The sequence below is a fragment of the Streptomyces sp. NPDC059897 genome (genome assembly GCF_042730865.1).
GTDB lineage: Bacteria > Actinomycetota > Actinomycetes > Streptomycetales > Streptomycetaceae > Streptomyces.
Map to the genome: position 1 here is coordinate 1 of NZ_JBHWKQ010000070.1, position 26,071 is coordinate 26,071.

20 protein-coding genes and 1 pseudogene are annotated in these 26,071 nt (G+C 71.7%); 9 read left to right on the top strand and 12 right to left on the bottom strand.

Annotated elements, in window-relative coordinates; genetic code table 11:
- The 8 genes and pseudogenes from ACFV9W_RS38085 to ACFV9W_RS38120 all read right to left on the bottom strand — a co-directional run.
- Window positions 1–379 (bottom strand): annotated as a pseudogene (locus tag ACFV9W_RS38085) (ADP-ribosylglycohydrolase family protein); the annotation flags it as partial.
- On the bottom strand, window positions 379–1,524 hold the full coding sequence (locus ACFV9W_RS38090) for an ADP-ribosylglycohydrolase family protein (RefSeq protein WP_385770516.1): 1,146 nt from the start codon (window positions 1,522–1,524) through the stop codon (window positions 379–381). The pseudogene ACFV9W_RS38085 and the gene ACFV9W_RS38090, both read right to left, overlap by 1 nt.
- On the bottom strand, window positions 1,521–2,909 hold the full coding sequence (locus ACFV9W_RS38095) for an ADP-ribosylglycohydrolase family protein (protein ID WP_385770518.1): 1,389 nt from the start codon (window positions 2,907–2,909) through the stop codon (window positions 1,521–1,523). Before ACFV9W_RS38095 ends, ACFV9W_RS38090 begins: the two co-directional genes overlap by 4 nt.
- On the bottom strand, window positions 2,906–4,006 hold the full coding sequence (locus ACFV9W_RS38100) for an ADP-ribosylglycohydrolase family protein (protein WP_385770520.1): 1,101 nt from the start codon (window positions 4,004–4,006) through the stop codon (window positions 2,906–2,908). The genes ACFV9W_RS38095 and ACFV9W_RS38100 overlap by 4 nt, the downstream gene beginning before the upstream one ends.
- 55 nt (window positions 4,007–4,061) lie before the next feature.
- Window positions 4,062–5,375: an ABC transporter substrate-binding protein gene (locus ACFV9W_RS38105; RefSeq protein ID WP_385770522.1), complete on the bottom strand. Its 1,314-nt coding sequence runs from the start codon at window positions 5,373–5,375 to the stop codon at window positions 4,062–4,064.
- Window positions 5,375–6,232 (bottom strand): carbohydrate ABC transporter permease, encoded by an 858-nt coding sequence (locus ACFV9W_RS38110; RefSeq protein ID WP_385770524.1) that lies wholly within the window; start codon window positions 6,230–6,232, stop codon window positions 5,375–5,377. The genes ACFV9W_RS38105 and ACFV9W_RS38110 overlap by 1 nt, the downstream gene beginning before the upstream one ends.
- On the bottom strand, window positions 6,229–7,197 hold the full coding sequence (locus ACFV9W_RS38115; protein WP_385770526.1) for a carbohydrate ABC transporter permease: 969 nt from the start codon (window positions 7,195–7,197) through the stop codon (window positions 6,229–6,231). Before ACFV9W_RS38115 ends, ACFV9W_RS38110 begins: the two co-directional genes overlap by 4 nt.
- Before the next feature lie 16 nt (window positions 7,198–7,213).
- Window positions 7,214–8,245 carry a LacI family DNA-binding transcriptional regulator gene (locus ACFV9W_RS38120; RefSeq protein WP_385770528.1) on the bottom strand — a complete coding sequence of 344 codons (1,032 nt, stop codon included), beginning with the start codon at window positions 8,243–8,245 and terminating at the stop codon, window positions 7,214–7,216.
- 256 nt (window positions 8,246–8,501) lie between these two features.
- Between ACFV9W_RS38120 and ACFV9W_RS38125 the strand changes: the two genes are divergently transcribed.
- The 3 genes from ACFV9W_RS38125 (at window position 8,502) to ACFV9W_RS38135 (ending at window position 15,646) form a co-directional block, all read left to right on the top strand.
- Window positions 8,502–9,233, top strand: a complete 732-nt coding sequence (locus ACFV9W_RS38125; protein ID WP_385770530.1) for a VIT1/CCC1 transporter family protein — start codon at window positions 8,502–8,504, stop codon at window positions 9,231–9,233.
- Window positions 9,234–9,573: 340 nt separating this feature from the next.
- Window positions 9,574–14,190, top strand: coding sequence for a glutamate synthase large subunit (gene gltB / locus ACFV9W_RS38130; RefSeq protein WP_385770532.1), 4,617 nt, complete (start codon window positions 9,574–9,576; stop codon window positions 14,188–14,190).
- A complete protein-coding gene (locus tag ACFV9W_RS38135; RefSeq protein WP_385770534.1) occupies window positions 14,183–15,646 on the top strand; it encodes a glutamate synthase subunit beta in 1,464 nt (487 codons plus the stop codon). Before gltB ends, ACFV9W_RS38135 begins: the two co-directional genes overlap by 8 nt.
- A 114-nt stretch (window positions 15,647–15,760) precedes the next feature.
- Here the strand turns inward: ACFV9W_RS38135 and ACFV9W_RS38140 are convergent, their stop codons facing one another.
- The 4 genes from ACFV9W_RS38140 to ACFV9W_RS38155 form a co-directional block, all read right to left on the bottom strand.
- Window positions 15,761–16,666: a chitosanase gene (locus ACFV9W_RS38140; protein WP_385770536.1), complete on the bottom strand. Its 906-nt coding sequence runs from the start codon at window positions 16,664–16,666 to the stop codon at window positions 15,761–15,763.
- 244 nt (window positions 16,667–16,910) lie between these two features.
- Window positions 16,911–17,849: an acyl-CoA dehydrogenase family protein gene (locus tag ACFV9W_RS38145; RefSeq protein ID WP_385770538.1), complete on the bottom strand. Its 939-nt coding sequence runs from the start codon at window positions 17,847–17,849 to the stop codon at window positions 16,911–16,913.
- Window positions 17,849–18,988, bottom strand: coding sequence for an acyl-CoA dehydrogenase family protein (locus tag ACFV9W_RS38150; RefSeq protein ID WP_385770540.1), 1,140 nt, complete (start codon window positions 18,986–18,988; stop codon window positions 17,849–17,851). Before ACFV9W_RS38150 ends, ACFV9W_RS38145 begins: the two co-directional genes overlap by 1 nt.
- The gene (locus tag ACFV9W_RS38155; RefSeq protein ID WP_385770542.1) at window positions 18,985–19,857 is read right to left on the bottom strand and encodes an enoyl-CoA hydratase; all 873 of its coding nucleotides are present in this window, start codon (window positions 19,855–19,857) and stop codon (window positions 18,985–18,987) included. The genes ACFV9W_RS38150 and ACFV9W_RS38155 overlap by 4 nt, the downstream gene beginning before the upstream one ends.
- A 47-nt stretch (window positions 19,858–19,904) precedes the next feature.
- Between ACFV9W_RS38155 and ACFV9W_RS38160 the strand changes: the two genes are divergently transcribed.
- The 6 genes from ACFV9W_RS38160 to ACFV9W_RS38185 all read left to right on the top strand — a co-directional run bounded on the left by ACFV9W_RS38160 (window position 19,905) and on the right by ACFV9W_RS38185 (window position 25,725).
- Window positions 19,905–21,047 (top strand): acyl-CoA dehydrogenase family protein, encoded by a 1,143-nt coding sequence (locus tag ACFV9W_RS38160; protein WP_385770544.1) that lies wholly within the window; start codon window positions 19,905–19,907, stop codon window positions 21,045–21,047.
- Window positions 21,044–21,841 (top strand): SDR family oxidoreductase, encoded by a 798-nt coding sequence (locus tag ACFV9W_RS38165; RefSeq protein WP_385770546.1) that lies wholly within the window; start codon window positions 21,044–21,046, stop codon window positions 21,839–21,841. The genes ACFV9W_RS38160 and ACFV9W_RS38165 overlap by 4 nt, the downstream gene beginning before the upstream one ends.
- Window positions 21,838–22,437: a TetR/AcrR family transcriptional regulator gene (locus ACFV9W_RS38170; protein ID WP_385770548.1), complete on the top strand. Its 600-nt coding sequence runs from the start codon at window positions 21,838–21,840 to the stop codon at window positions 22,435–22,437. Before ACFV9W_RS38165 ends, ACFV9W_RS38170 begins: the two co-directional genes overlap by 4 nt.
- 16 nt (window positions 22,438–22,453) lie before the next feature.
- A complete protein-coding gene (locus ACFV9W_RS38175; protein ID WP_385770550.1) occupies window positions 22,454–23,611 on the top strand; it encodes an acetyl-CoA C-acetyltransferase in 1,158 nt (385 codons plus the stop codon).
- Between the two features lie 78 nt (window positions 23,612–23,689).
- Entirely contained in the window at window positions 23,690–24,133 is a 444-nt protein-coding gene (locus ACFV9W_RS38180; protein ID WP_385770552.1) for a nuclear transport factor 2 family protein, read from the top strand.
- Window positions 24,130–25,725, top strand: coding sequence for an FAD-dependent oxidoreductase (locus tag ACFV9W_RS38185; protein WP_385770554.1), 1,596 nt, complete (start codon window positions 24,130–24,132; stop codon window positions 25,723–25,725). Before ACFV9W_RS38180 ends, ACFV9W_RS38185 begins: the two co-directional genes overlap by 4 nt.
- The last annotated feature ends 346 nt before the right edge of the window (window positions 25,726–26,071 follow it).

Here is a 26,071-nt window from a genome sequence, read left to right on the forward strand (position 1 = left end):
GCCTCAATCGCCGGAGGGGCTGAGATGCCGCCCCCTGGGTTTTGAGCCCCTCCGGCGATTGAGGAGGCCTGCCCGGCAGGGCTTTCGGGAAGGGGTGGGGTGGGGGAGGGTTTCTCGTCTCGGACTCGATCGCCGACAGGGCCGTCGGTTCCGCGAGAGGTGACACCATCGTCGCGAGTTCGTCGAGCAACTGCTCGGCCAGCGCCCGCAGTTCCGGTGACGCCGGGGCGGCGGACGCGCCCGCGCGGTCCGGGGCCAGGTGGCCGCCCGCCGCCAGCCAGCGGGACGCGACCGCGGAGGCGTCGCGGCCGTCCTGCGCCGCCTGGCGCAGCTCGTGGCCGATGAGGTCCTCGGGCTGGGCCCAGGTGAGGCGGAGCATCAGTCCCCCGCCACCGCCGCGAACGCGGCTTCGTGGGTGCGGCGCCGGTCCAGGTCCTTCGCGTACACCTCGCGCGTGACCCGTGCGAGCGAGGCCGCCGGGCCGTGCAGGTCCAGCTTGCTGGCCCGCGAGACCTCCGCGCTCCACTCCTTGGGCACCGCCCCCTCCCCGTACAGCGCCCCGACGATCGCCCCGCTCATCGTGGCGATCGAGTCGCAGTCGCGGCCGTAGTTGACCGAGCCGAGGACGGTGTGCCGGAAGTCGCCGCGGCCGACGAGCAGCATGCCGAGGGCGACCGGGAGTTCCTCGATGGCGTGCAGGCGGGACGGGCGGCGGGCGCCGAGGGACGGCTTGCGGTAGTCGGGGCCGACCGTGTCGAACGGGGTGACCGCCTCGCGCAGCGGGACCAGCGCGTCCTCGAAGTCGTCGTAGCGGGACGCCACTTCGCAGACCGCCTCGATGGCGGAGCGGGTGCCGTCCTTGGCCAGGGACAGGGCGTCCTCGACCACCGAGTCGGGCGTCGCGCCCGGCTTGTACGCTGCCGCCACCGCCGCCGCGAAGACGCCCGCCGCCTCCCGGCCGTACGAGGACTGGTGCGCGCCCGCGACGTCGAGGGCCTCCTCGTACGCCTTGAGCGGGTTGCCCGCGTTGAGCGCGCCGACCGGGGCCATGTACATCGCCGCGCCGCAGTTCACGATGTTGCCGACGCCCGCCTCGCGCGGGTCCACGTGCCCGTAGTGGATGCGCGCGACGATCCACTTCTCGGCGAGGAAGATCCGCTGGAGGGGGAGGGCCTCCGCCTCCAGTTCCGGGATCCAGCGCGGGGTCGTGATCAGGTCGGGGACGAGGTGGTCGGCGACCGCGTACGCGTCGAGGTGGTCGCGGACCTTCTCGTAGACGCGGATCAGCGCGTGCGTCATCAAGGTGTCGTCGGTGACGTGGCCGTCGCCCTTGTGGTACGGCGCGATGGGGCGGGCCGTTCGCCAGTCGTCCTTGTAGAACGGTTCCACGATGCCGCGCACCCGGCCGCCGTGCCGTTCCGCGATGGCCTCCGGTGTCCAGCCCTCGACCGGTCCGCCGAGCGCATCGCCGACGGCTGCGCCGACCAGGGCGCCGGTGGTGCGGTCCTCCAGTGAGACGCTCATGATGGTGAAGTTCCTTCCGCTGCGGGGGAGTTCGAGGTGGCTCGGGCGAGGCGGCCCGCGAGGGTCGTCAGCTGGGTTCCCGCGAGTTGCGGCAGCGCGCAGCCCGCGAGGATGTCGCAGGCGTCCCGCCAGGTGTGCGGCAGCGCCTCCGCCCCGCCGATCGCGCCGGTGAGGGCGCCGGTCAGGGCCGGCGCCGAGTCCGCGACGCGGGACAGGCAGGCCGCGGTCGGTACGGCCTCGGCGACCGATCCGGCGGCGGCCGTCGCGACGGCGAGCGCCACGGGTACGGTCTCGGCCGCCGCGATGCCGTAGCTGTAGACGTGGTCGACGATCTCGTGCTCCAGGACGGGGACCAGCGCGAACGCGTTGCCGGGCTGTCCTGGGCGGGCTGCTGCGGCGGTGCGGCCCAGCTCTACCGCTCTGTGGGCGTTGCGGTGGATCTCCGTGCCGGGTGGGAGCTGGGCGAGTGCGGCGTCGACGCAGGTGTCGACGTCCGCGCCGCCGAGTGCGGTCGCGACGGCCGCCGCCATCGCGCGGGCGCCGTGCACGCCGTCGCCGTCCTGGGTGTAGCGGGCGTCGAACTCGGCGAGTTCCGCGGCCAGTTCGGGTCTGCCGGGGTGGACGGCCGCGAGGACCGCGGCGCGGACGCAGGCCGCGTCGTCGAAGTAGTGCGGGTTGTCGTGGCCCGTGGCGGGTGGGCGCAGGCCCGCCGCCAGGTTGCCGAGACCGGCGCGCACCGAGATACGGGCGCGCAGGGGGATGTCGGCGGATTCGATCTCGTCGGCGCGGGCCGCTGCCGCGGCGATCTCGTCGGCGAGGGTGTTCCAGGCGAGGGAGAGGGAGGAGCGGACGCGGTGGTCGGGGTCGAGGTCGCCGAGTCCTTCGGCGTGGGCGGAGAGGACGGCGAATGCGGTGAACGCGGCCCATTCGGCGTCGTCGGAGGGGCCCAGGCGGAGGGGTTCCGGGGGTTGGTTCAGGGCGATGGGGACGGGGAGGGTGGTGGTGGCGTTCTGCTCCGCGAAGGTGTCCAGTTCGCGGGTGAGGCGGCGGGTCCAGTCGGGGAGGCGGGCGGCACGGTGTCGTCCCGACGGCCAGCCGGCGGCGTCCCCTGCGGCGATGCCGAGGAGGAGGCCCTCGATGCGGCTGATGTTCGTGTCGGCGGATGCGGCCCCGGCCTCGGGGCTCCGCCCCGGACCCCGCTGGCTCTCGTCCCACTGCGGGGCTTGATTGTCCGGACCTGCGCTTGAGCGGGCGGCAGGCGCTTGTTCTGCTGGGCCGGTGCTTGTGGGTGCCGCAGAGGTCTGGCCGGGGTCCGCATTTTCAGCCCCGCCGGCGTTTGAGGCGCGGGGGCCGGGGCGGAGCCCCGTGGCGTGGTCGGGGTTCATGCCACCGCCCCCTCACGGTCCGGCGGCGGAGGCGTGAGGTGGTTCGCCACGTCCAGGATGTGGCGGCCCGCCATCGACGGGAGGCAGCTGCCGCGGACGGGGCCGATCGCCGACGCCCAGGGCGAGGGGATCGACGGCTCGCCGCCGAGGGCACCGGCGAGCGCTCCGGCGACCGCCGCCGTCGTGTCCGCGTCGCGGCCCATGTTGACCGCGGTGAGGACCGATTCGCGGAAGTCGCCGCGGGCCACCGCGAACGCGCCGAACGCGAGGCCGACCGCCTCGGGCGCGAGGTCCGTCCACGGGTAGCCGCCGATGACGACGGCCTTGCGCACGGCCCGCTCCATGGAGAGCTGCGTGCCGTCCGGGTCCCGGCGGGCCCGCCGCGCCGCCGAGACGGCCCGGTGCAGGGAGCGGGCCGTCCACGAGTCCTCGGGGACGACCGAGAGCGCCGCCTGGACCACCGCGTCCGGGTTGTGGCTGACCATGGCCGCCGCGACCCCCGCGGCGACCGCCCGGCCGCCGTGGATGCCCTCTCCGTCGTGCGACACCGTGCCGTCGATCGACACCAGGCGGGCCGCCTCCGCGGGGCGGCCCGCCGCGTAGACCCCGAAGGGCGCCGCGCGCATCGCGAGGCCGTCGCTCCAGGCGTGCCGGTGCTGGGCGGAGATCGGGGCGGCGAGGCCCCGGCGGAGGTTTTCAAGGGTGCCGCGTTCGCTGAAGCCGGCGCCCTTGAAGGGGCCCTCGTCGCGGTCCGCGATCCAGGTGTGCCAGGCCCGCTCGACGTGCTCGATGGTGAGGCCCGCGCCGTGCTCGGCGAGGAGGAGGCCCGAGAAGATCGCGTACTCGGTGTCGTCCGTGCCCGCAGGGTCGGCGGAGACGAAGCCCTCGATGCGGCCCCAGCGTTCGCGGATCTGGGACGGCTTCATGTTCTCGGCGGGCGCGCCGAGCGCGTCACCGACGGCGAGGCCGAGGAGCGCCCCGCGGGCGCGGTCCCGAAGGGAGATCGCGGCCGCGGGGGGCGGGTGCGGAACGGTGCGGAGTCTGCGTGGCTGTGCCGGTCCTCCCGAAGGAGGGTCCGGTTCGACGCTGACGCTCATGGTGTGTTCGTGCTCATCTCTGGGGTTGTGCTGGTGCTGGTGGTACCTCAGGTGTTCAGCGTTGGTAGCGGTTAAGAATCAGATTGCCGTCGTCGGCCAGACGCTTGCGCAGCTCTGTTACGCCGAACGCGCCGTTGTAGTACTCCTGGAAGGCCGGAGTGGCGATCTTGTCCTTCCATTCGGCGTAGCCCCGCACCCCGAGCACCGGGGAGGGGCGCAGGGACGCGGCCATCTCGGAGCCGGTCCGCCAGCCGTACTTCTCCGTGGTGAGGGACGGGTCCTTGAGCGCCTCGCGGCTGGTGGGCAACAGCCAGTCGCCGCGAGCCAGTTGGACCTGGTGGTCGGCGCGCGTGAGGTAGGCGATGAAGCGGGCCGCCGCTTCCTTGTGCGCGCTGTCCTCGGAGACGGACAGGGTCTGCGGGGCGACGCCCTGGGCCAGGCCGCCCGAGCCCGCGGGCATCGGCAGGACGGTCCAGTCGAAGCCCTTGGGGGCCTGCTGCTGGACCTGCTGCCGGAACGAGAAGTTCAGCGGGAGCATCGCGTACTTGCCCGCGAAGAAGCCGGGCAGGGTGTCCGAGCCGGCCATGCCGAGCGCAGATTTGGGCGCGGTGTGCTCCTTGTTGACCTGTCGGTTGATCAGGCGTGCGACGGCCGAGTCGGCGGCGTCGTAGCGGATCTCGTTCTTGCCGTCCGCGTCCTTGTAGAAGATCTTGCCGCCGGTGGACCGCGCGAGGTTCACGGACTGGGTGACGGGCTCCTTCATCGACCAGGCGACGCCGTACTGTTCGGGCTTGCCGTCGCGGTTCTCGTCCCGTGTGAGCTTCTTGCTCGCCCGCTCGAACTCGGCCCAGGACCATGGGCGTTGGACCGTGGGTGTGCGTACGCCCGACTGCTTCAGGAGCTTGCTGTTCACGACCAGTACGCGCGGCTCCTGGAGGAACGGGATGCCGTAGATCTTCTTCCCGTACGTCGTCGTGGCCCAGGACGCCTTCGGGATGTCCGCGCGCAGGGATTTCGGCAGGTAGGGGGAGAGATCGGCGAGGTAGCCGCCGTGCCCGAAGTCGGTGAGGTCGGAGGCGTCGTCGTGGAAGATGTCCGGCGCCTTGCCGCCCTCGAACGAGGTCAGCATCTGGTCGTGGATGCTGTCCCAGACGCCCTGGACGTACTTGACCTTGATCTTGGTGTGGGTGTCGTTCCACTGCTTGACCAGGGCTTTGTTGGCCTCGATCGACTCCTTCTGCCAGGCGAGGCTGAGGAATTCGAGGGTGACCGTGCCGTCCGCGGACTCGGAGTCCGAGCCGGAGCAGCCCGCGACCAGGGTGAGGCAGAGGGCGGCCGCGGCCGCCGCGGTGGGCTTGCGTACGCGCATCAGCCCTTCACCGCCCCGCTGAGCATGCCGCCGACGAGGCGCCGCTGGAGCAGCGCGAAGAAGACGAGGCTGGGGATCGTCGCGAGGACCGAGGCCGCGGCGAGCGGCCCGAGGTCGGCGACGCCCTCGGCGCCGAGGAAGCGGGTGAGGATGACCGACATCGTCTGGTTCTCCGGTGACTTGAGGAGGACGAGGGCGAAGAAGAACTCGTTCCAGGCGGTCACGAAGCTGAACATCAGCGTCGCCACGAGACCGGGGGCGAGGAGCGGCAGGACCACGCTGGTCAGCGTGCGCAGGCGGCCCGCGCCGTCCACCGCCGCGGCCTCCTCCAGAGAGCGCGGCACCGACTTCACGTAGCCCTGGAGCATCCAGAGCGAGAAGGGCAGGTTCCAGACGACGTAGACGATGATCAGGCCGAGGAGGCTGTCGATCATCCGCAGGTTCTTCAGGACCAGGAACAGCGGGATGATGATCAGCACGAACGGGAACATCTGGCTGACCAGGATCCAGCCCGTGCCCGCCTGGCTGACCCGGGTCCGGTACCGGACCATGACGTACGAGGCCGGGACCGCGATCGCCACCGAGATCACGGAGGCGCTGACCGCGACGACCAGGCTGTTGAGCGCCGAGCGGAGCAGCGGCTGCGCGTCGAACGCGGAGCGGTAGTTGTCCAGGCTCGGATGCCGCGGCAGCCAGCTCGGGTCGATCGCGCCCAGCTCCTGCGGGGACTTGAACGACGTCGAGACGAGCCACAGGAACGGGAACGCCAGGAAGATCATGTAGCAGAGCAGCACTGTGTACTGTGCGGCCCGCCCTGCTCGGCCCGCCACCTTCGGGAGCGTGCGATTCGCGCTCATGCCGCCGCCTCCACATCTTCCTTGAGCTTCTTGCGGAGGAACAGCGTCAGCAGCACCGCGATGACCGCGACCATCGCCAGGCCCATCGCCGCCGCGTAGCCGAACTGGCCGTACTTGAAGGCCTCTTCGTACGCGAACAGCATCGGGAGCCGGGTCTGGCCGCCGGGCCCGCCCTGCGTCAGCACGTAGACCAGGCCGAACGAGTTGAAGTTCCAGATGAAGTTGAGCGCCGTGATGGCGATGACGACCGGCTTCAGGGCCGGCCAGGTCACGGCCGTGAAGCGGCGCCACAGGCCCGCGCCGTCCAGCTGGGCGGCCTCCCGCAGCTCCACCGGCACGTTCTGCAGCCCGGCGAGGAGCACCACCGTCGTCTGCGGCATGCCCGCCCACACGCCCACCACGATCACGGCGGGCAGCGCGTACGACAGGTCGGCGAGCCAGTCGACGTTCTCGTGAATGATCCCCAACTGGGTCAGCGTCTTGTTCAGGACGCCCGCGTCCGAGTGGTAGACGAGCCGCCACATGATGCCGACGACGACCTCGGGCATCGCCCACGGGACCAGCGCCAGGGTCCGCGCCAGCCAGCGGAAACGCAGATTCTGGTTGAGGAGCAGGGCGAGGCCGAGCGCCAGCACGAACTGGAGCGCCGTCACGCTGACCGCCCACACCAGGCCGATCCGGAACGACTCCCAGAAGAGCGAGTCGTGGCGCAGGTCGAGGAAGTTGTCCAGGCCGATGAACTGCGTGGGGGCCGTCCGCCCCGCCTGCGAGTCCGTGAACGCCAGCGAAAGGCCGTACAGGAGCGGGACCACGCTGAGGATCAGGATCGGGATCAGCGCGGGCATCAGCAGGAACCACGCACCCCGGTCCAGGCCCAGAGCCCGCTTGCGCTGACCCGGGGTACGGGGTGGTGGTGTGCCGCGGCTGCCGGGGACGTCGTTGTCCCGTGGCGCGGTGAGACTCATGGCAATCCTCGATGTCTCAACTGTCGGACGCCGCCGGGCCCGTGGAGGCGCGGACGACGAGGCGGGGAGGGGCGGTGGTGGAGCGGGGGGTGGGGTTCTGGGGGGTGCCTCCGGGCGATTCCGGGGTGTTCAGGCGGTGCAGCAGGAGTTCGGCGGCGCGCCGCCCGCGCTCGGTGGAGCCCAGGTCGACGCTGGTCAGCGGGGGCCAGCCGGCCTGTGCGAGCTCGCTGTCGTCCATCCCCGCGACCGCGACGTCCTCGGGGATCCGCAGGCCGCGGGCGTGCAGGGCGCGGGCCGCGCCGAGCGCCAGCTGGTCGTTGGCGCCGAAGACCGCGTCCGGCTTCAGGTCGAGGAGCGATTCGGCGGCCGCGGCCCCGGACTCGATGCCGAAGTCCGTGTGCACGACGAGGTCTGGGTCGTGGTCGAGGCCGCAGTCCGCGAGGGCCTTGCGGAAACCCTCGCCGCGCTTGCGGCCGGGGACCGTGTCGGCGGGGCCGTTGACGAAGGCGATGCGGCGGCGGCCCGTCTCGCACAGATGGCGCACGGCGAGCGCGACGCCCTCGACGGAGTCGGCGCGCACGCTGTCGACCGGGACGCCGCTCGGCAGCGAGCCGATGACGACGACCGGGCCCGAGGCCGAGCGCAGCGCGTCCACATGGGCGTCCGTGATGCGGATGGGGCACAGGATCAGGCCGTCGCTGGTGCGGTCGCCGAGGCTGTGCAGGACGGCGAGCTCGTCCTCGGCGACGGCGTCCGTGGAGTGCAGCAGGAGGCGGTACCCGGCGGCCTTCGCGACGGACTGGATGGCGCGGACCATCGCCACGTAGACGGGGTTGCCGATGTCGGGCATCGCGAAGGTGAGCTGGCGGGTGCGGCCGTCCTTGAGGGAGCGGGCCACCGCGTTGGGCACATAGCCGAGTTCGGCGGCGGCGCGCTCGACCTTCTCGACGGTCGCGGGGCGGGCCCCGATCCCGTTGAGCACGCGGGAGACGGACGCGATGGAGACACCGGCGCGCTCGGCGATGGAGATGATCGTCGGCTGCGACATCGCGTTCCGCCCCCTGTTCTGTAAACGTTTCCCGTTGCTGGAAACGTTTACGGATGTTGCTCCCTCGTTTCCCGCCCGTCAACGCGCGTTTCCTGTGATCCAGGTCACTGGCCGCTTCGGGAAGGTGGAGGTCAGCGTGTTGCGCAGGGCGCAAAACCGCAGGTAAGTACGGCCTTCCTTGCTGGCAGGGCCGATTTTTCGCGCGTACTTTCGGACTCGTAGAAACAGCAGTCACAGGGGAGCGGGGTTCACGAGCATGGCCATCATCGAGACCGGGGCAGCACTGCACGACGCCCACCGGGACAACCACACGCACCGTGATGTCAACGGTGGCTGGCTGCGTCCCGCGGTCTTCGGCGCGATGGACGGACTCGTATCCAATTTCGCGCTCATGGCGGGTGTCGCGGGCGGCGCCGTCTCGCAGCAGACGATCATCATCACCGGCCTGTCGGGCCTCGCCGCCGGAGCCTTCTCCATGGCCGCGGGCGAGTACACCTCCGTCGCCTCCCAGCGCGAGCTGGTCGAGGCCGAACTCGACGTCGAGCGCCGCGAGTTGCGGAAGCACCCGGCCGACGAGGAGAAGGAGCTCGCCGAGCTGTACGTCTCCCGTGGCGTCGAGCCGGAGCTCGCGCACGAGGTCGCCAAGCAGCTCTCGCGCGACCCCGAGCAGGCCCTGGAGATACACGCGCGCGAGGAGCTGGGCATCGACCCCGGTGATCTTCCCTCGCCGATGGTCGCCGCCGTCTCGTCCTTCGGGTCGTTCGCGCTCGGCGCCCTGATCCCGGTGCTGCCCTATCTGCTCGGGGCGAGCGCGCTGTGGCCGGCCGTGCTCCTCGCGCTCGTCGGGCTCTTCGCCTGCGGGGCGGTCGTGGCCAAGGTGACGGCGCGGTCCTGGTGGTTCAGCGGACTGCGGCAGCTGGCTCTCGGTGGCGCCGCGGCGGGTGTGACGTATCTCCTGGGAAGCATCTTCGGGACTTTTGCTGGTTGACGGGTCGCTGTCGTGGCCTGAAGATGCCTATACAGCCCCATGCATAAGTAGTCGTTACCGCGCGGTTTCGATTAGTTGACCACGGGGCATGAGCCGTAAGCGCTGAGGGCAATGAGGCCCGCGGCGCACGACAGCTCCACCCCGGCCCTCGGTCATCGATCTGCCCGCTGAGGCCTCTCCCGCCGCCACCCGCGGTGTCCGCATGTTGGAACGCAGTATCCGGTTCCCGAGAACCGACCCATCATGTAATCTGCACGAAATTTTTTGAGCTGCACTTCTCCGCAGAGGGCCAACGTCGTCCCTCGGCACGTACCTTGCCACGACGACGACGGGAGAGCCGATGCGTACCTCGCGCCAGCCGTCCCAGCATTCCAACAGCGGCCAGACCTGGTCGCACATGGATGCTCGCCCTGCTGCCCAGGGCATGTACGACCCGCGTAACGAGCACGACGCCTGTGGCGTCGGGTTCGTGGCCACCCTCACCGGCGAGGCGAGCCACACGCTGGTCGAGCAGGCGCTGACCGTTCTGCGAAACCTGGAACACCGCGGTGCCACCGGCTCCGAGCCCGACTCGGGCGACGGCGCGGGCATCCTGTCCCAGGTTCCGGACGCCTTCCTGCGCGAGGTGGTCGACTTCGACCTCCCCGAGGCCGGTTCGTACGCTGTCGGTATCGCCTTCCTGCCCGAAGAGGGCACCGAGGAGTTCGTCTCGCGGATCGAGACGATCGCCGCCGAAGAGGGCCTGAACGTCCTCGGCTGGCGCGAGGTCCCGGTCGCCCCCCAGCTGCTCGGCTCGATGGCCCGCTCGACGATGCCGGTCTTCCGCCAGGTCTTCGTCGCGGACGGCGCCTCGAAGGACATCGCGCTCGACCGCAAGGCGTTCGTGCTGCGCAAGCGCGCCGAGCGCGAGGCCGACGTGTACTTCCCGTCGCTCTCCGCCCGCACGATCGTCTACAAGGGCATGCTGACCACCGGCCAGCTGGAGCCCTTCTTCCCGGACCTGTCCGACCGCCGATTCGCTTCCGCGATCGCGCTCGTGCACTCCCGGTTCTCCACGAACACGTTCCCGTCATGGCCGCTCGCGCACCCCTACCGCTTCGTCGCCCACAACGGTGAGATCAACACCGTCAAGGGCAACCGCAACTGGATGCGCGCCCGCGAGTCCCAGCTCGGCTCCGACCTCTTCGGTGGAGCGGGCAACGCCGAGGACCTCGCGCGGATCTTCCCGGTCTGTACGCCGGACGCCTCCGACTCCGCCTCCTTCGACGAGGTCCTCGAGCTGCTGCACCTCGGTGGCCGTTCGCTGCCGCACAGTGTCCTGATGATGATCCCGGAGGCCTGGGAGAACCACGCCTCCATGGACCCGGCCCGGCGCGCCTTCTACCAGTACCACTCCAACCTCATGGAGCCCTGGGACGGCCCGGCCTGCGTCACCTTCACCGACGGCACCCAGGTCGGCGCCGTTCTCGACCGCAACGGTCTGCGTCCGGGGCGTTACTGGGTCACCGACGACGGCCTCGTCGTCCTCGGCTCCGAGGTCGGCGTCCTCGACATCGACCCGGCCAAGGTCGTCAAGAAGGGCCGCCTGCAGCCCGGCCGGATGTTCCTCGTGGACACCGCCGAGCACCGCATCATCGAGGACGACGAGATCAAGTCCGCCCTCGCCGCCGAGCACCCCTACGAGGAGTGGCTCGAGGCCGGCGAGATCGAGCTCTCCGACCTCCCCGAGCGCGAGCACATCGTGCACACGCACGCCTCCGTCACCCGCCGCCAGCAGACCTTCGGCTACACCGAGGAGGAGCTGCGCATCCTCGTCGCGCCGATGGCCAAGGCCGGCGCCGAGCCGATCGGCTCGATGGGCACGGACACCCCGATCGCGGCCCTTTCCGCCCGACCGCGGCTGCTCTTCGACTACTTCACGCAGCTGTTCGCGCAGGTCACCAACCCGCCGCTGGACGCCATCCGCGAGGAGCTCGTCACCTCGCTGCGCTCCCCGCTGGGCCCTGGCAGCAACCTCCTGGAGCCCACGGCCGCCACGTGCCGCGCGGTCACCCTGCCCTTCCCGGTGATCGACAACGACGAGCTCGCCAAGCTCATCCACATCAACGCCGACGGCGACATGCCGGGCATGAAGGCCGTGACCCTGTCCGGCCTGTACCGGGTCTCCGGCGGCGGCGACTCCCTCGCCGCCCGGATCGACGAGATCTGCGCCGAGGCCGACGCCGCCCTCGAGGCCGGCGCCCGCCTGATCGTGCTCTCCGACCGGCACTCCGACGCCGAGCACGCGCCGATCCCGTCGCTGCTGCTCACCGCGGCCGTCCACCACCACCTCATCCGTACGAAGAAGCGCACCCAGGTGGGCCTCCTCGTCGAGGCCGGTGATGTGCGCGAGGTCCACCACGTCGCCCTGCTCATCGGCTTCGGTGCCGCGGCGGTCAACCCGTACCTCGCCATGGAGTCCGTCGAGGACCTGGTCCGCGCCGGCACCTTCCTCAAGGCCGACGAGGTGGGCTCGGCCGAGGACGCGATCCGGAACCTGATCTACGCGCTCGGCAAGGGCGTCCTCAAGGTCATGTCCAAGATGGGCATCTCGACCGTCGCCTCCTACCGCGGCGCCCAGGTCTTCGAGGCCGTCGGCCTCGACGAGGCCTTCGTCGAGAAGTACTTCAACGGCACCACCACCAAGATCGGCGGCGCCGACCTCGGTGTCATCGCAGAGGAGGTCGCCGCCCGGCACGCCAAGGCCTACCCGGCCTCCGGCATCGCGCCCGCGCACCGCGCCCTCGACATCGGCGGCGAGTACCAGTGGCGCCGCGAGGGCGAGCCGCACCTGTTCGACCCGGAGACCGTCTTCCGCCTGCAGCACGCCACGCGCTCGGGCAGCTACGACATCTTCAAGAAGTACACGGACCGCGTGAACGAGCAGTCCGAGCGTCTGATGACGCTGCGCGGCCTGTTCAACTTCAAGTCCGAGGGCCGCGAGCCGATCTCCATCGACGAGGTCGAGCCGGCCTCCGAGATCGTCAAGCGCTTCTCGACCGGCGCCATGTCGTACGGCTCCATCTCGCGCGAGGCCCACGAGACCCTCGCCATCGCCATGAACCAGCTGGGCGGCAAGTCCAACACCGGTGAGGGCGGCGAGGACCCGGAGCGCCTGTACGACCCGGCGCGCCGCTCGTCGATCAAGCAGGTGGCCTCCGGCCGCTTCGGTGTGACCTCCGAGTACCTGGTCAACTCCGACGACATCCAGATCAAGATGGCCCAGGGCGCCAAGCCCGGCGAGGGCGGCCAGCTGCCCGGCCACAAGGTCTACCCGTGGGTCGCCAAGACGCGTCACTCGACGCCGGGCGTGGGCCTCATCTCCCCGCCGCCGCACCACGACATCTACTCCATCGAGGATCTGGCTCAGCTGATCCACGACCTCAAGAACGCCAACCCGCAGGCCCGCATCCACGTGAAGCTGGTCTCCGAGGTCGGCGTGGGTACGGTCGCGGCCGGTGTGTCCAAGGCGCACGCGGACGTCGTCCTGATCTCCGGCCACGACGGCGGCACGGGCGCGTCCCCGCTCACGTCGCTCAAGCACGCCGGTGGTCCTTGGGAGTTGGGCCTGGCGGAGACCCAGCAGACCCTCCTCCTCAACGGCCTGCGCGACCGCATCGTCGTGCAGACCGACGGCCAGCTGAAGACCGGCCGCGACGTGCTGATCGCCGCGCTGCTCGGCGCCGAGGAGTTCGGTTTCGCGACCGCGCCGCTCGTCGTCTCCGGCTGCGTCATGATGCGCGTCTGCCACCTCGACACCTGCCCGGTCGGCATCGCCACGCAGAACCCGACGCTGCGCGAGCGGTTCTCCGGCAAGGCCGAGTACATCGTCAACTTCTTCAAGTTCATCGCCGAAGAGGTCCGCGAGCTCCTCGCCGAGCTGGGCTTCCGCTCCATCGAGGAGGCCGTCGGCCACGCCGAACTCCTCGACACCGAGCGGGCCGTGAACCACTGGAAGGCGCAGGGCCTCGACCTGGAGCCGCTGTTCCACGTGCCCGAGCTGCCCGCGGGCGCCGTCCGGCACCGGATCATCGAGCAGGACCACGGCCTGGAGAAGGCGCTCGACAACGAGCTGATCAAGCTCGCCGCCGACGCCCTCGCCGCGAACGACCAGACGGACGCCCAGCCGGTCCGCGCCCAGGTCGCCATCCGCAACATCAACCGCACGGTCGGCACCATGCTCGGCCACGAGGTGACGAAGAAGTTCGGTGGCGCGGGCCTGCCCGACGACACCATCGACATCACCTTCACCGGCTCCGCGGGCCAGTCCTTCGGCGCGTTCGTGCCGCGCGGCGTGACGCTGCGCCTCGAAGGCGACGCCAACGACTACGTCGGCAAGGGACTCTCCGGCGGCCGCGTCGTCGTCCGCCCGGACCGCGGCGCCGACCACCTCGCCGAGTACTCGACGATCGCCGGCAACACCATCGCGTACGGCGCGACGGGCGGCGAACTGTTCCTGCGCGGCCGCACCGGCGAGCGCTTCTGCGTCCGCAACTCCGGTGCCACGGTCGTCTCGGAGGGCGTGGGCGACCACGGCTGCGAGTACATGACCGGCGGCCACGCGGTGATCCTCGGCGAGACGGGCCGCAACTTCGCGGCCGGCATGTCGGGCGGCATCGCGTACGTCATCGACATGGACCCGGACAACCTCAACGCCGGGAACAAGTCGGCCGTCGAGCCCCTCGACGACACCGACAAGCAGTGGCTGCACGACGTGGTGCGCCGCCACGCCGAGGAGACCGGTTCCACGGTCGCCGAGAAGCTCCTCGCGGACTGGGACACCTCGCTGGCCCGGTTCACGAAGATCATCCCCAGCACGTACAAGGCAGTGCTCGCCGCCAAGGACGCCGCCGAGCGAGCCGGTCTCTCCGAGACCGAGATCACCGAGAAGATGATGGAGGCGGCGACCAATGGCTGATCCCAAGGGCTTTCTCAACCATGGCCGCGAGGTCGCGCAGACCCGCCCGGTCGAGGAGCGCGTCAAGGACTGGAACGAGGTCTACGTTCCCGGGTCGCTGCTGCCCATCATCAGCAAGCAGGCGTCCCGCTGCATGGACTGCGGCATCCCGTTCTGTCACAACGGCTGCCCGCTGGGGAACCTGATCCCCGAGTGGAACGACTACGCGTACCGCGAGGACTGGTCGGCCGCGCAGGAGCGCCTGCACGCGACCAACAACTTCCCGGAGTTCACCGGTCGCCTCTGCCCGGCCCCCTGTGAGTCGGCGTGCGTGCTCGGCATCAACCAGCCGGCCGTGACCATCAAGAACGTCGAGGTCTCGATCATCGACCAGGCGTGGGACCGGGGCGACGTCGCCCCGCAGATCCCCGAGCGCCTGTCGGGCAAGACCGTCGCCGTCATCGGCTCGGGCCCGGCGGGACTCGCCGCCGCCCAGCAGCTGACGCGGGCCGGTCACACGGTCGCCGTCTACGAGCGCGCCGACCGCATCGGCGGCCTGCTCCGCTACGGCATCCCCGAGTTCAAGATGGAGAAGCGCCACATCAACCGCCGCATCGAGCAGATGCGCGCGGAGGGCACCAAGTTCCGCACCGGTGTGGAGGTCGGCCGCGACATCGACGCGGCGGGCCTGCGCAAGCGGTACGACGCGGTGGTCGTGGCGGCGGGCGCGACGGTCTCCCGCGACCTCCCGGTCCCGGGCCGCGAGCTCAACGGCATCCACTACGCGATGGAGTACCTGCCCCTCTCCAACAAGGTGCAGGAGGGCGACTACGTCCAGCCGCCCATCACCGCCGAGGGCAAGCACGTCGTCGTGATCGGCGGCGGTGACACCGGCGCCGACTGCGTGGGCACGGCCCACCGCCAGGGCGCCGCCTCGGTGACGCAGCTGGAGATCATGCCGCAGCCGGGCGAGGAGCGGAACACGGTCACGCAGCCGTGGCCGACGTTCCCGATGCTCTACAAGGTCACCTCCGCGCACGAGGAGGGCGGCGAGCGCATCTACTCGGCGGGCACCACCCACTTCGAGGGTGACGAAGACGGCAACGTCCAGTGGCTGCACCTCTCCGAGGTCGAGTTCGTCGACGGCAAGCTCGTCAACAAGCCCGGCACCGAGCGGAAGATCCCGGCGCAGCTGGTCACCCTCGCGATGGGCTTCACGGGCACGGACCAGGAGAACGGTCTGGTCTCGCAGTTCGGCCTCGACCTCGACGCCCGCGGCAACGTCGCCCGCGACGACGAGTTCCAGACCAACGTGCCGGGTGTGTTCGTGGCGGGCGACGCCGGCCGCGGCCAGTCGTTGATCGTCTGGGCCATCGCGGAGGGCCGCTCGGCCGCCCGCGGCGTGGACCGCTTCCTGACCGGGGTGTCGGAGCTGCCGGCCCCGATCCGCCCGACGGACCGCGCGCTGGCCGTGTGATCCGGACGGCCTGACAGGCCGTCAAGAGACGTCCCGTACAACGGCGTACGGAACAGAGCGCGACGCTCGCCCTACAGTCCCCGACCGGACGCGTGGGCGGGCGTCGCGGTGCGTTCAGCCCGGGATGCGGAATGTCTCGCCGTAGACCTTCCACGTCAGCGGGGGCTTGAGCGACAGGTTGCCGTCGTAGAGGAACTGGCGCTGTGCCGTGTCGATGCGGGTCGTGTCGCGGTCCGGGTTCTTCGACTTCATGGCCTTGCGGCGCAGGTCGAGGAAGATGTCGAGGTACGCCTTCTCGCCGCCGCCCTGGGCCGGGGTGTCGGCCTCCTTGAGCGTCGCCTCACGCAGTCCGTAGAAGCCGTTCGGGCCCGTGCCGGGGCCGTGCAGGACCATCGCGTCGTAGTAGATGAACTGGCCGAGCGTGCCCAGGCCGTCGAGCTTGGCGAGGCGGACCGCCGGATCGAAGTAGCCGCGGTCGCGCTCCTTCTCCTGGACGTCACGGAAGGCCTTGTGCGTGGCCTCCTTCTTCCACGCCGCGGTGAAGCCGGGGTCGAGGCCTTCGTGGGAGTCCGTGCCGTCGACCTCGCGCAGGGCGGGGAGGTAGCGGGCCAGGCCGTTGTCCGGGTGGGCCTTCGTGTAGCGCTCGACCAGGGTCAGCAGGTCGTGGGTGCCGGTGCAGAAGCCGATGATGCCCGCCGTGTAGCCCTGGCCGTCGTCGATGTCCTCGATGTAGCCGTACTGGCCGCGCCAGTCGAGCGTCGAGTTCTCGGCGCTGGCGACGATCCGCTGCGCCAGCTCCTTCTTCTCCGGGGCGGCGAGACCGGGCGGCAGGCCGGCGATCGCCTTGTCGTCGGCCTTGCGCTCCGCTTCGGACCGGGCGCCGGGGTCGGCCGGGGCGGAGGAGGTGGGGCGTGGGCCTTTCCCCTCCGGTGAGTCGTCCGGTGACAGGAGGTACACGGCGGCGGTGGCCACGGGGGCCACGGCTATGAAGGAGAGAAGCAGACAACCCGCGCGTTTCATGCGCCACAGATTAAGCGAGCGTCTGTGCGACTCGGCGATCGGTGTCCTTGTTGCGCGGAACCGGTGTTGCGGCCACGGGGCTCTGCCCGGACCCCGCGGGCTCTCGTCCGCAAAGCGGGGCTTGTTTGGCGGCACCGGCCGATGCCGCACCGCCTTGGGCAATCTGCCGCCTTGGGCGGCAGGGTGGGCAAGGCGGCGCCCCGGTGCCGCGCAACCGTTGTTGTCGGGCCCGGCCCCGTGGCCGCTACCCGAGCACCCGTTCGCGGCACGCCGCCGGGGTGCCCCACGTGTCCCGCAAGGGGCGGGCCTTGCGGAGCCACAGGGACAGGTCCAGCTCCTCCGTGTAGCCCACCGCTCCGTGGAGTTGGAGGGCCGCGCGGGCCGCCGCGTAGGCCGCCTCCCCGGTCGACAGTTTCGCCGCCGCGATGTCGGACGACGTCATCGACAGCGCCGCCCCGAACAGCAGCGGGCGCGCGAACTCCAGGCCCACCAGCGCGTCCGCGAGCCGGTGCTTGACCGCCTGGAAGGAGCCGACCGGGACCCCGAACTGTTCGCGCTGCTTCACGTACTCGACCGTGCGCCGCAGCAGTTCCAGGCCCACGCCGAGCGATTGCGCCGCCGTGAGGAGCGCCGCCATGTCCACCGTCTCCCGGACCCTCGGGCCGCGCGCCACGACCTCGCCGCCCTCGTCCGGCGCGAACAGTCGCCGCGCGGGGTCCGCCGACTCCCGCAGCGGACCGTGCCCCGCGGCGAGCCGCACCGCGTCCCCGTCCACCACGAACACGGCGTCCGCCGAGTCCGCGTCCAGCGCGTAGGGCCCCGAGGGCAACGTGACCAGCACGTCCCCCGCCGCGATCCTCGGCAGCCACTCCTTCGCGGCCTGAGAACCGCTCAGCAGCGCCGCCACCGCCGCCGTCTCCACGACCGGCCCCGGCACGGCATGGCGGCCCAACTCCACGTACGAGAGCGCGAGTTCCACCGGCAGCGGGCCCACCCCCTCGTACGCCTCCGGGACCGCGAGCGCGAACACCCCCGCCTCCGCGAGCCGCCCCCACAGTGCCCGCCCGGGACCCGCGTCGCCGCCCGCCCACGCCCGTATCGCCGCAGGCGTGTCCGCCGCGCCCAGCATCCGGTCGAGCGTGCGGCCGAACTCGGCCTGCTCCGCGTCCAGGAGGAACCTCATCAGCGGCGTCCCTTCGGCAGGCCGAGCAGCCGCTCGGCGATGATGTCGCGCTGGATCTCGTTCGTCCCGGCGTAGATGGGCCCCGCGAGCGAGAAGACGTACCCCTCCGTCCACTCCCCGCCAGTCAACTCCCCGTCCGCGCCCAGCAGTTCGAGCGCCGTCTCGTGCAGGGCGATGTCGTACTCCGACCAGAACACCTTGTTCAGGCTCGACTCCGCGCCGATCTTCTCGCCCGCCGCGAACCGCGACGCGTTGCCGTACGTGAACAGCTGGTACGCGCGCGCCCCGACCACCGCGTCCGCCACCCGGTCCCGCAGCGCCGGATCCGCGCCGCGCTCCCGCCACAGCCCGAGCAGCCGGTCGGACGCGGCGAGGAAGCGGCCGGGGGAGCGGAGCATCAGCCCCCGCTCGTTCCCCGTCGTCGACATCGCGATCCGCCAGCCGTTCCCGACCTCGCCGATCACGTCCTCGTCCGGTACGAACACGTCGTCCAGGAACAGCTCGGCGAAGGCCGGCTTGCCGTCGATCCGGCCGATCGGCCGGACCGTCACCCCGGGCGCCCGCAGGTCGAACATCAGGTACGTGAGCCCGTGATGCGGCTTGGCGGCCTCCGGGTCCGTCCGGAAGATCCCGAAGGCCCGGTCGGCGAACGCCGCCCGCGAGGACCAGGTCTTCTGGCCGCGCAGCAGCCACCCGCCGTCCGTACGCACCGCGCGCGAGCGCAGCGACGCCAGGTCGGAGCCCGCCTCCGGCTCCGACCAGGCCTGTGCCCAGATCACCTCGCCGCTCGCCATCGACGGCAGTACGCGCGCCCGCTGTTCGTCCGTGGCGTGGTCGAAGAGCGTCGGGGCGAGGAGGTTGATGCCGTTCTGCGAGACGCGGCCGGGCGCCCCCGCCGCGTAGTACTCCTCCTCGAAGATCAGCCACTTGAGGATGTCCACGCCGCGGCCGCCGAACTCCTCGGGCCACGAGACGACCGACCAGCGGTCCGCGGACAGCTCGGCCTCCCACGCGCGATGTGCGGCGAAGCCCTCGGCGGTCTCCAGCGACGGCAGGGGATCAGAAGGCACATGTGCGGCCAGCCACGCCCGCGCCTCTTCGCGGAACGCGTCCTGGTCCGGCGTGAAGTCCAGGTTCATCGGGTGCCCGCCTCCTTCATGGCGCGCACGTCCATGCCGCCCAGCGAGTCCGCCGCCGTCTCCGCGTTGTGCGCGTGCGCCAAGTGGTGCAGGCCGAAGGCCGAGTCCATGCCCGCGTGCAGACCCTGGAGGTCCTCCGCCTGGTTCACCGCGCGCTTGGTCAGCGCGAGCCCGAGCCGCGGCATCTCGCCCACCCGGTCCGCCAGGTCGTGCGTCGCGGCCGCCAGGTCGTCCCGGGGCACCACGCGGTTGACCATCCCCACCTCGTAGGCCCTGCGCGCGCTCATCCGCTCGCCCGTGAACAGGAACTCCTTGGCGATCCGCGGCGGCATCGCCCACGGGTGCGCGAAGTACTCGACGCCCGGTATCCCCATCCGGACGACCGGGTCGGCGAAGAACGCGTCCTCGCTCGCCACGATCAGGTCGCACACCCAGGCCAGCATCAGCCCGCCCGCCACGCACGCCCCCTGCACCGAGGCGATCACCGGCTTCGGCAGCTCGCGCCAGCGCCGGCACATGCCCAGATACACCTCCGACTCGCGCGCGAACCGCGACTCGGCGCCCCGCTTGTCGGAGTGGTCCCACCACAGCCCGGCCCGCCGCTCGAACGGCAGATGCGCGTCCCGCTCCGGCGTCCCGATGTCGTGCCCCGCCGAGAAGTGCTCGCCCGCGCCCGCGAGCACGACCACCTTCACGTCCTCGTCCTCGGCGGCCCGGTAGAAGGCGGAGTCCAGGGCGTACGTCATCGCCGAGTTCTGCGCGTTGCGGTACTTCGGCCGGTTCATCGTCACGTGCGCGACCCGGCCCCTGACCTCGTACAGGACGGGGGTGTCGGAATCGCCGGTCGCTGCGGACTGCGCTGCTGGCATCGGAAACGTCCTTCCCTAACAAGTGTTTGGTAGGTTAGCTTATGAGCATGGACAGCGTCGAGGACTTCCGGACCGGTTTCCGTGACTGGCTGGAGCAGGAACTCTCGGGGGAGTACGCCGAGTTGCGGGGCAGCGGCGGGCCGGGGCGCGAGCACGAGGCGTTCGCCGAGCGCCTGGCCTGGGAGCGGCACATGGCGGCGCACGGCTGGACGTGCGTCGGCTGGCCCGAGGAGCACGGCGGGCGGGGCGCGAGCCTCGAGGCGCAGATCGCCTTCCACGAGGAGTACGCGCTGGCGGACGCGCCAGCCCGCGTCAATCACATAGGGGAGCAGCTCCTCGGCCCGACCCTGATCGCGTTCGGCACCGAGGAGCACAAGTCCCGTTTCCTGGAGCCGATCCGGCGCGTCGAGGAGCTGTGGTGCCAGGGGTACAGCGAGCCCGGCGCGGGCTCCGACCTCGCGGGCGTCCGTACCCGCGCGCGGCTGAGCGAGGACGGCGCGGAGTGGATCGTCGACGGGCAGAAGACCTGGACGTCGCTGGCGCACGAGGCGCAGTGGTGCTTCGTGCTCGCCCGCACCGAGCCGGGATCGCAGCGGCATGCCGGCCTCTCGTACCTGCTCGTGCCGCTCGACCGGGCCGGCGTCGAGGTCCGGCCCATCGTGCAGCTCACCGGGACCAGCGAGTTCAACGAGGTGTTCTTCGACGGCGCCCGCACCCCGGCCTCGTATGTCGTCGGCGGCATCGGGGACGGCTGGCGTGTCGCCATGGCGACGCTCGGGTTCGAGCGCGGCATCTCCACTGTCGGCCAGCAGATCGGATTCCGCCGCGAGCTGCGCGAGCTGATCGCCCTCGCGGAGAGTAACGGCGCGCTGGACGACCCGCTCCTGCGCGACCGGCTCGCCCGCGCGTGGACGGGACTTCAGGCGATGGCGGCCAACGCGCGGCGCGGCGTCGACCCCTCCGTCGCCAAGCTGTACTGGGCCGCCTGGCACCGCGGGCTCGGCGAGCTGGCGATGGACGTGTGCGGCGCGGCGTCCACGGTCGCGGAGGGCGAGCCGTACGAACTCGACCAGTGGCAGCGGCTCTTCCTCTTCTCCCGCGCCGACACCATCTACGCGGGGTCGGACGAGATCCAGCGCAACATCATCGCCGAGCGGCTGCTCGGCCTGCCGAAAGAGGTGCGCGTATGAGTTCGGTGACGTCCACGGCTCCCGGTTACGTCCCCGGCCATCAGCTGCTCGACGGGCGCGGCGCCGTCATCACCGCGGCCGCGGGCGCCGGGATCGGTGGCGCCACCGCGCGCCGCTTCCTGGAGGAGGGCGCCCGCGTCGTCATCAGCGACGCGCACGCGCGCCGCCTCAAGGAGAGCGAAGAAGCGCTCGCCGCCGAGTTCGGCGCCGACCGGGTCTCCGCGCTCGCCTGCGACGTGACGGACGAGGAGCAGGTCCAGGCCCTCTTCGCGCACACCGCCGAGCGGCACGGCGGCCTCGACATCGTCGTCAACAACGCCGGCCTCGGCGGCACTTCGGCGCTCGTCGACATGACCGACGAGCAGTGGACGAAGGTCCTGGACGTGACGCTGAACGGGACGTTCCGGTGTGTCCGGGCCGCCCTGCGCGCCTTCCGCGACACCGGCCGCGGCGGCGCGATCGTCAACAACGCGTCCGTCATCGGCTGGCGCGCCCAGGCCGGACAGGCGCACTACGCCGCGGCCAAGGCCGGAGTGATGGCCCTGACCAGGACGGCGGCGATAGAGGCGGCCGAGTACGGGGTGCGGGTCAACGCGGTGGCGCCGAGCCTCGCCATGCACCCCCACCTGGTGAAGGTCACGTCCGATGAACTGCTCGCCGAGCTGACCGAGAAGGAGGCCTTCGGCCGCTACGCCGAGCCCTGGGAGGTGGCCAACGTGATGGTCTTCCTCGCCTCCGGCTACTCCTCGTACATGACCGGTGAGACCGTCTCCGTCAGCAGCCAGCGCGCATGAGCCCCTCGCCCGAGCGGCGCCGCGAACACCTCGCCACGGCGGCCGAGGTGTTCGCGGCGCACGGCTACGACGCCACCACGGTGCGCCGGGTCGCCGACGCCGCCGGGATGCTCGCGGGCAGCCTCTACTACCACTTCGACTCCAAGGACTCGATCGTCGAGGAGATCCTGCGCGGCTTCCTCGACGAGCTGTGGGGCCGCTACGACACCGTGCTCGCCGCCGGACACGATCCGCGCGAGACGATGCGCGCCCTGGTCACCGAGTCGTTCCGGGAGATCGACCGGCACGGCCCCGCAGTCGCCATCTACCAGAAGGAGTCGAAGGCGCTCGCGGCCCGGGAGCGGTTCGCCTTCCTCGCCGCCTCGCAGCGCAAGTTCGAGCAGACCTGGCTGACCACCCTGCAGGAAGGGGTGGCCGCCGGGGCGTTCCGCGCCGACCTCGACATCCGGCTCACCTACCGGTTCGTGCGCGACACCGTGTGGGTCGCCGCGTCCTGGTACCGGCCGGACGGCAGACACAGCCCCGAAGAGATCGCCCGCGAGTACCTGGCGATGGTGCTCGACGGGATAGCCGAGACCAACCATCCTGAGAACTGACTGGAGTTGATGCGTCATGGCCGAGGCCTACATCGTCGATGCGGTCCGCACCCCCGTCGGGCGGCGCAAGGGCGGGCTCAGCGCCGTCCACCCCGCCGACCTGGGCGCCCACGTCCTGAAGGAGCTCGTCGCGCGCAGTGGCGTCGACCCGGCCGCCGTCGAGGACGTCGTCTTCGGCTGCCTCGACACCGTCGGCCCGCAGGCCGGCGACATCGCCCGCACCGCGTGGCTCGCCGCCGGGCTGCCCGAGGAGGTGCCGGGCGTCACCGTCGACCGGCAGTGCGGCTCCTCCCAGCAGGCCGTCCACTTCGCCGCGCAGGGCGTGCTCTCCGGCACCCAGGACCTCGTCGTCGCGGGCGGCACGCAGAACATGTCGATGATCCCCATCGCCTTCGCCTCCCGGCAGGCCGCCGAACCGCTCGGCCTCACCGAGGGCCCCTACCTGGGCAGCGAGGGCTGGCGCGCCCGCTACGGCGACGCGCCGGTCAACCAGTTCCACGGCGCGGAGCTCATCGCCGAGAAGTGGGGCATCACGCGGCAGGACCAGGAGCAGTGGGCGCTCCAGTCCCACCAGCGGGCGCTGCGCGCCATAGACGAGGGCCGGTTCGCGAAGGAGACCGTCGCCTACGGGGACGTCACCGTCGACGAGGGCCCGCGCCGGGACACGACGCTGGAGAAGATGGCGGGCCTCAACCCCGTCGTCGAGGGCGGCACCATCACCGCCGCCTGCTCCTCACAGGTCTCGGACGGGGCGGCGGCCATGCTCCTCGCCTCCGAACAGGCCGTACGGGAGCACGGGCTGACACCCAGGGCCCGCATCCACCACCTCTCCGTACGCGGCGAGGACCCCATCCGGATGCTGTCCGCGCCCATCCCGGCGACCGCGTACGCGCTGAAGAAGACCGGCCTGAGCATGGACGACATCGACCTCGTCGAGATCAACGAGGCGTTCGCGCCGGTCGTCCTCGCCTGGCTCAAGGAGACCGGCACCGACCCCGAGAAGGTCAACGTCAACGGCGGAGCCATCGCCCTCGGCCACCCGCTGGGTGCCACCGGCAGCAAGCTGATGACGACCCTGCTGCACGAACTGGAGCGCACCGGCGGCCGGTTCGGCCTCCAGACCATGTGCGAGGGCGGCGGCCAGGCCAACGTCACGATCATCGAGCGCCTCTGAACACCCCCGCGGTGACCCCATCCCGCTGAGCGGGAACCGGCGGTGGAGCGCCGGGTGAGGCACGGACAGGCTGAGGGCATGACCCGTACTCCTGTTCCTCCCGAGCCCGGCGACGCGCTCGCGCTCAGGCGCCTCGCCGAGAGCTACGCGCTGGCCGTCGACGGGCGGGAACCCGCCCTGCTCGACGCCCAGTTCATCGACGACGGCCGGCTCGTCGCCCACAAGCCCGACGGCACGGTGCTGTGGGAGCGGTCCGGCTCCGCCGAACGCAACAAGCTCTTCGACGAACTCGCCGTCTTCCCGCGCACCTTCCACCAGGTCGGGAACCACGTCGCCGAAGTGACCGGGCCCGAGAGCGCCCGCGCGGTCACGTACAGCCTCGCCCATCACCTCGGTGCCGACGGGGGCGATGTGCGCTGCCTCGTCCGGTACGAGGACGAGTACCGGCGCACCCCCGACGGCTGGCGGATCGCCGCCCGCGCCGTCCTTCCCCAGTGGTACGAGAGGAGCGAGACGCTGTGAGCAGCAACGCTGTCGTGGAGTGGGACGAGACGGTCGACGTGCTGGTCGTCGGCTCCGGCGGCGCCGCCCTGACCGGCGCGTACAGCGCCGCCGCGCGCGGCCTCGACACCCTCGTCGTCGAGAAGACCGAGTACTTCGGCGGGACGACCGCGTACGCCGGGGCCTGCCTGTGGCTGCCCGGCAACCAGGCGCAGACCCGCGCCGGCGTCGAGGACAGCGCCGACCTGGCCCGCGCCTACTTCCGGTCCCTGGTCGGCGACTCGACGCCGCACGAGGTGCAGGACGCGTACCTCGACGGGGCCGGGCCCACGGTCGAGTTCCTGGAGCGCAACGAACTGCTCCGCTTCGAGTACCGGCCGTTCCCCGACTACTACCCGGGCCCCGGCCGCTTCGACGCGGGACGCGGGGTCTTCCCGGTCGCCCTGGAGCGGCCCGAGGGCGAGCAGCCGCTGCTCGACGCCGTCCGCCCGCCCGCCTGGAGCGAGCGGCTCGGAGTGCCGGCGCCCGAGGGGGCGCTGGAGGACGGGCGCGCGCTGATCGGCCGGCTGCTGCTGGCGCTGGAGTCGGCCGGCGGGCGGGCGCGGACGCGCACCGCGTTCACCGAACTCGTGCAGGACGAGGACGGGCGGGTCGTCGGCGCCCGGCTGCGGGACGCGGAGGGCCGTACCGTCTCGGTCCGGGCCCGGCGCGGCGTGCTGCTCGCCGCGGGCGGCTACGAGCGGGACGCCGAACTGCGCCGCGCCTGGGGCAACGGGCCGGGGGCCGACTGGACGATGGGACCCGAGGGCGGCGGCACGGGCGACGCGCTGCGGGCCGCCCAAGGGCTCGGCGCGGCGACGTCGCTGCTCGGCGAGAGCTGGTGGTGCCCGTCCGTGCTCTTCCCCGACGGCGGGGCGGCGTTCGCGCTCGGCTTCCGCGGCGGCGTCTTCGTCGACGCCGAGGGGCGCCGGTTCGCCAACGAGTGCCTGTCCTACGACCGGATGGGCCGGGCCATGATCGCGGCGGGGGCCGGGGACGCGCCGGACCGACCCGTGTGGTGGGTGTGGGACGCGCGGCACGGCGAGGAGCCGCCGGGCATCGTCCTCGTCCCGGTCGACCGGGAGTCGTTCGAGGCGGCCGGGGTGTGGCACAGCGCGGACTCCGTGGAGGCGCTCGCCGAGGCGATCGGGGCGCCCGCGGCGGGCCTCGCGGCCACGGTCGAGACCTTCAACGAGTACGCGGAGAAGGGCCACGACCCGGAGTTCGGCCGCGGCGACGACCCCTACGACCGGTTCTTCGCGGGCGAGGGCGAGGCGGGCGCACCCAACCCGTGCCTGCTCCCGCTCTCCTCCGGCTCCTTCCACGCGGTGCGGATGGTCCTCGGCGACCTGGGCACGAAGGGCGGGCTCCGCACGGACGCGGACGCGCGGGTGCTGCGCGCGGACGGCTCCGCGATCGAGGGGCTCTACGCGGTGGGCAACACGGCGGCGAACGTGACGGGAGCGGTCTACCCGGGCCCCGGCGCCCCCATCGGCACGGGCATGGTCTTCGCCCATCGGGCGGCGCAGCGGATGGCGTCCGGGGGGCGGGTGGGGGGTCGGGGGCCGGAGTGATACCCGCGCGCTGCGCGGCACCGGCGTCTGGTCCGGCTGCGCCGGTCCCCGCTCACCTCCCACCCACCCGCCCCCTCCGGGGGCTTCGGCCCCGGTGGGTGTGTGGTTGGGGCCGATGTGATGGTTGCGCTGCGTCGGTCTTGGCCGTGTGGGGTGGGCTTGTTGCCCGGCACCGGGGCCTGGCGCCCCGCCGTGCCCGGCGCCGCCGTACGGGTCGCGCGCCCCGAGCCCTCCACCGACCACGCCGCCACCCGCTCACCTCCCACCCACCCGCCCCCTCCGGGGGCTTCGGCCCCGGTGGGTGTGTGGTTGGGGCCGATGTGATGGTTGCGCTGCGTCGGTCTTG

Coding starts and splice junctions, on each gene's coding strand:
- ACFV9W_RS38090 (WP_385770516.1), bottom strand. CDS start 1,524: ATGAGCGTCTCACTGGAGGACCGCACCACCGGCGCCCTGGTCGGCGCA.
- ACFV9W_RS38095 (WP_385770518.1), bottom strand. CDS start 2,909: ATGAACCCCGACCACGCCACGGGGCTCCGCCCCGGCCCCCGCGCCTCA.
- ACFV9W_RS38100 (WP_385770520.1), bottom strand. CDS start 4,006: ATGAGCGTCAGCGTCGAACCGGACCCTCCTTCGGGAGGACCGGCACAG.
- ACFV9W_RS38105 (WP_385770522.1), bottom strand. CDS start 5,375: ATGCGCGTACGCAAGCCCACCGCGGCGGCCGCGGCCGCCCTCTGCCTC.
- ACFV9W_RS38110 (WP_385770524.1), bottom strand. CDS start 6,232: ATGAGCGCGAATCGCACGCTCCCGAAGGTGGCGGGCCGAGCAGGGCGG.
- ACFV9W_RS38115 (WP_385770526.1), bottom strand. CDS start 7,197: ATGAGTCTCACCGCGCCACGGGACAACGACGTCCCCGGCAGCCGCGGC.
- ACFV9W_RS38120 (WP_385770528.1), bottom strand. CDS start 8,245: ATGTCGCAGCCGACGATCATCTCCATCGCCGAGCGCGCCGGTGTCTCC.
- ACFV9W_RS38125 (WP_385770530.1), top strand. CDS start 8,502: ATGGCCATCATCGAGACCGGGGCAGCACTGCACGACGCCCACCGGGAC.
- gltB (WP_385770532.1), top strand. CDS start 9,574: ATGCGTACCTCGCGCCAGCCGTCCCAGCATTCCAACAGCGGCCAGACC.
- ACFV9W_RS38135 (WP_385770534.1), top strand. CDS start 14,183: ATGGCTGATCCCAAGGGCTTTCTCAACCATGGCCGCGAGGTCGCGCAG.
- ACFV9W_RS38140 (WP_385770536.1), bottom strand. CDS start 16,666: ATGAAACGCGCGGGTTGTCTGCTTCTCTCCTTCATAGCCGTGGCCCCC.
- ACFV9W_RS38145 (WP_385770538.1), bottom strand. CDS start 17,849: ATGAGGTTCCTCCTGGACGCGGAGCAGGCCGAGTTCGGCCGCACGCTC.
- ACFV9W_RS38150 (WP_385770540.1), bottom strand. CDS start 18,988: ATGAACCTGGACTTCACGCCGGACCAGGACGCGTTCCGCGAAGAGGCG.
- ACFV9W_RS38155 (WP_385770542.1), bottom strand. CDS start 19,857: ATGCCAGCAGCGCAGTCCGCAGCGACCGGCGATTCCGACACCCCCGTC.
- ACFV9W_RS38160 (WP_385770544.1), top strand. CDS start 19,905: ATGGACAGCGTCGAGGACTTCCGGACCGGTTTCCGTGACTGGCTGGAG.
- ACFV9W_RS38165 (WP_385770546.1), top strand. CDS start 21,044: ATGAGTTCGGTGACGTCCACGGCTCCCGGTTACGTCCCCGGCCATCAG.
- ACFV9W_RS38170 (WP_385770548.1), top strand. CDS start 21,838: ATGAGCCCCTCGCCCGAGCGGCGCCGCGAACACCTCGCCACGGCGGCC.
- ACFV9W_RS38175 (WP_385770550.1), top strand. CDS start 22,454: ATGGCCGAGGCCTACATCGTCGATGCGGTCCGCACCCCCGTCGGGCGG.
- ACFV9W_RS38180 (WP_385770552.1), top strand. CDS start 23,690: ATGACCCGTACTCCTGTTCCTCCCGAGCCCGGCGACGCGCTCGCGCTC.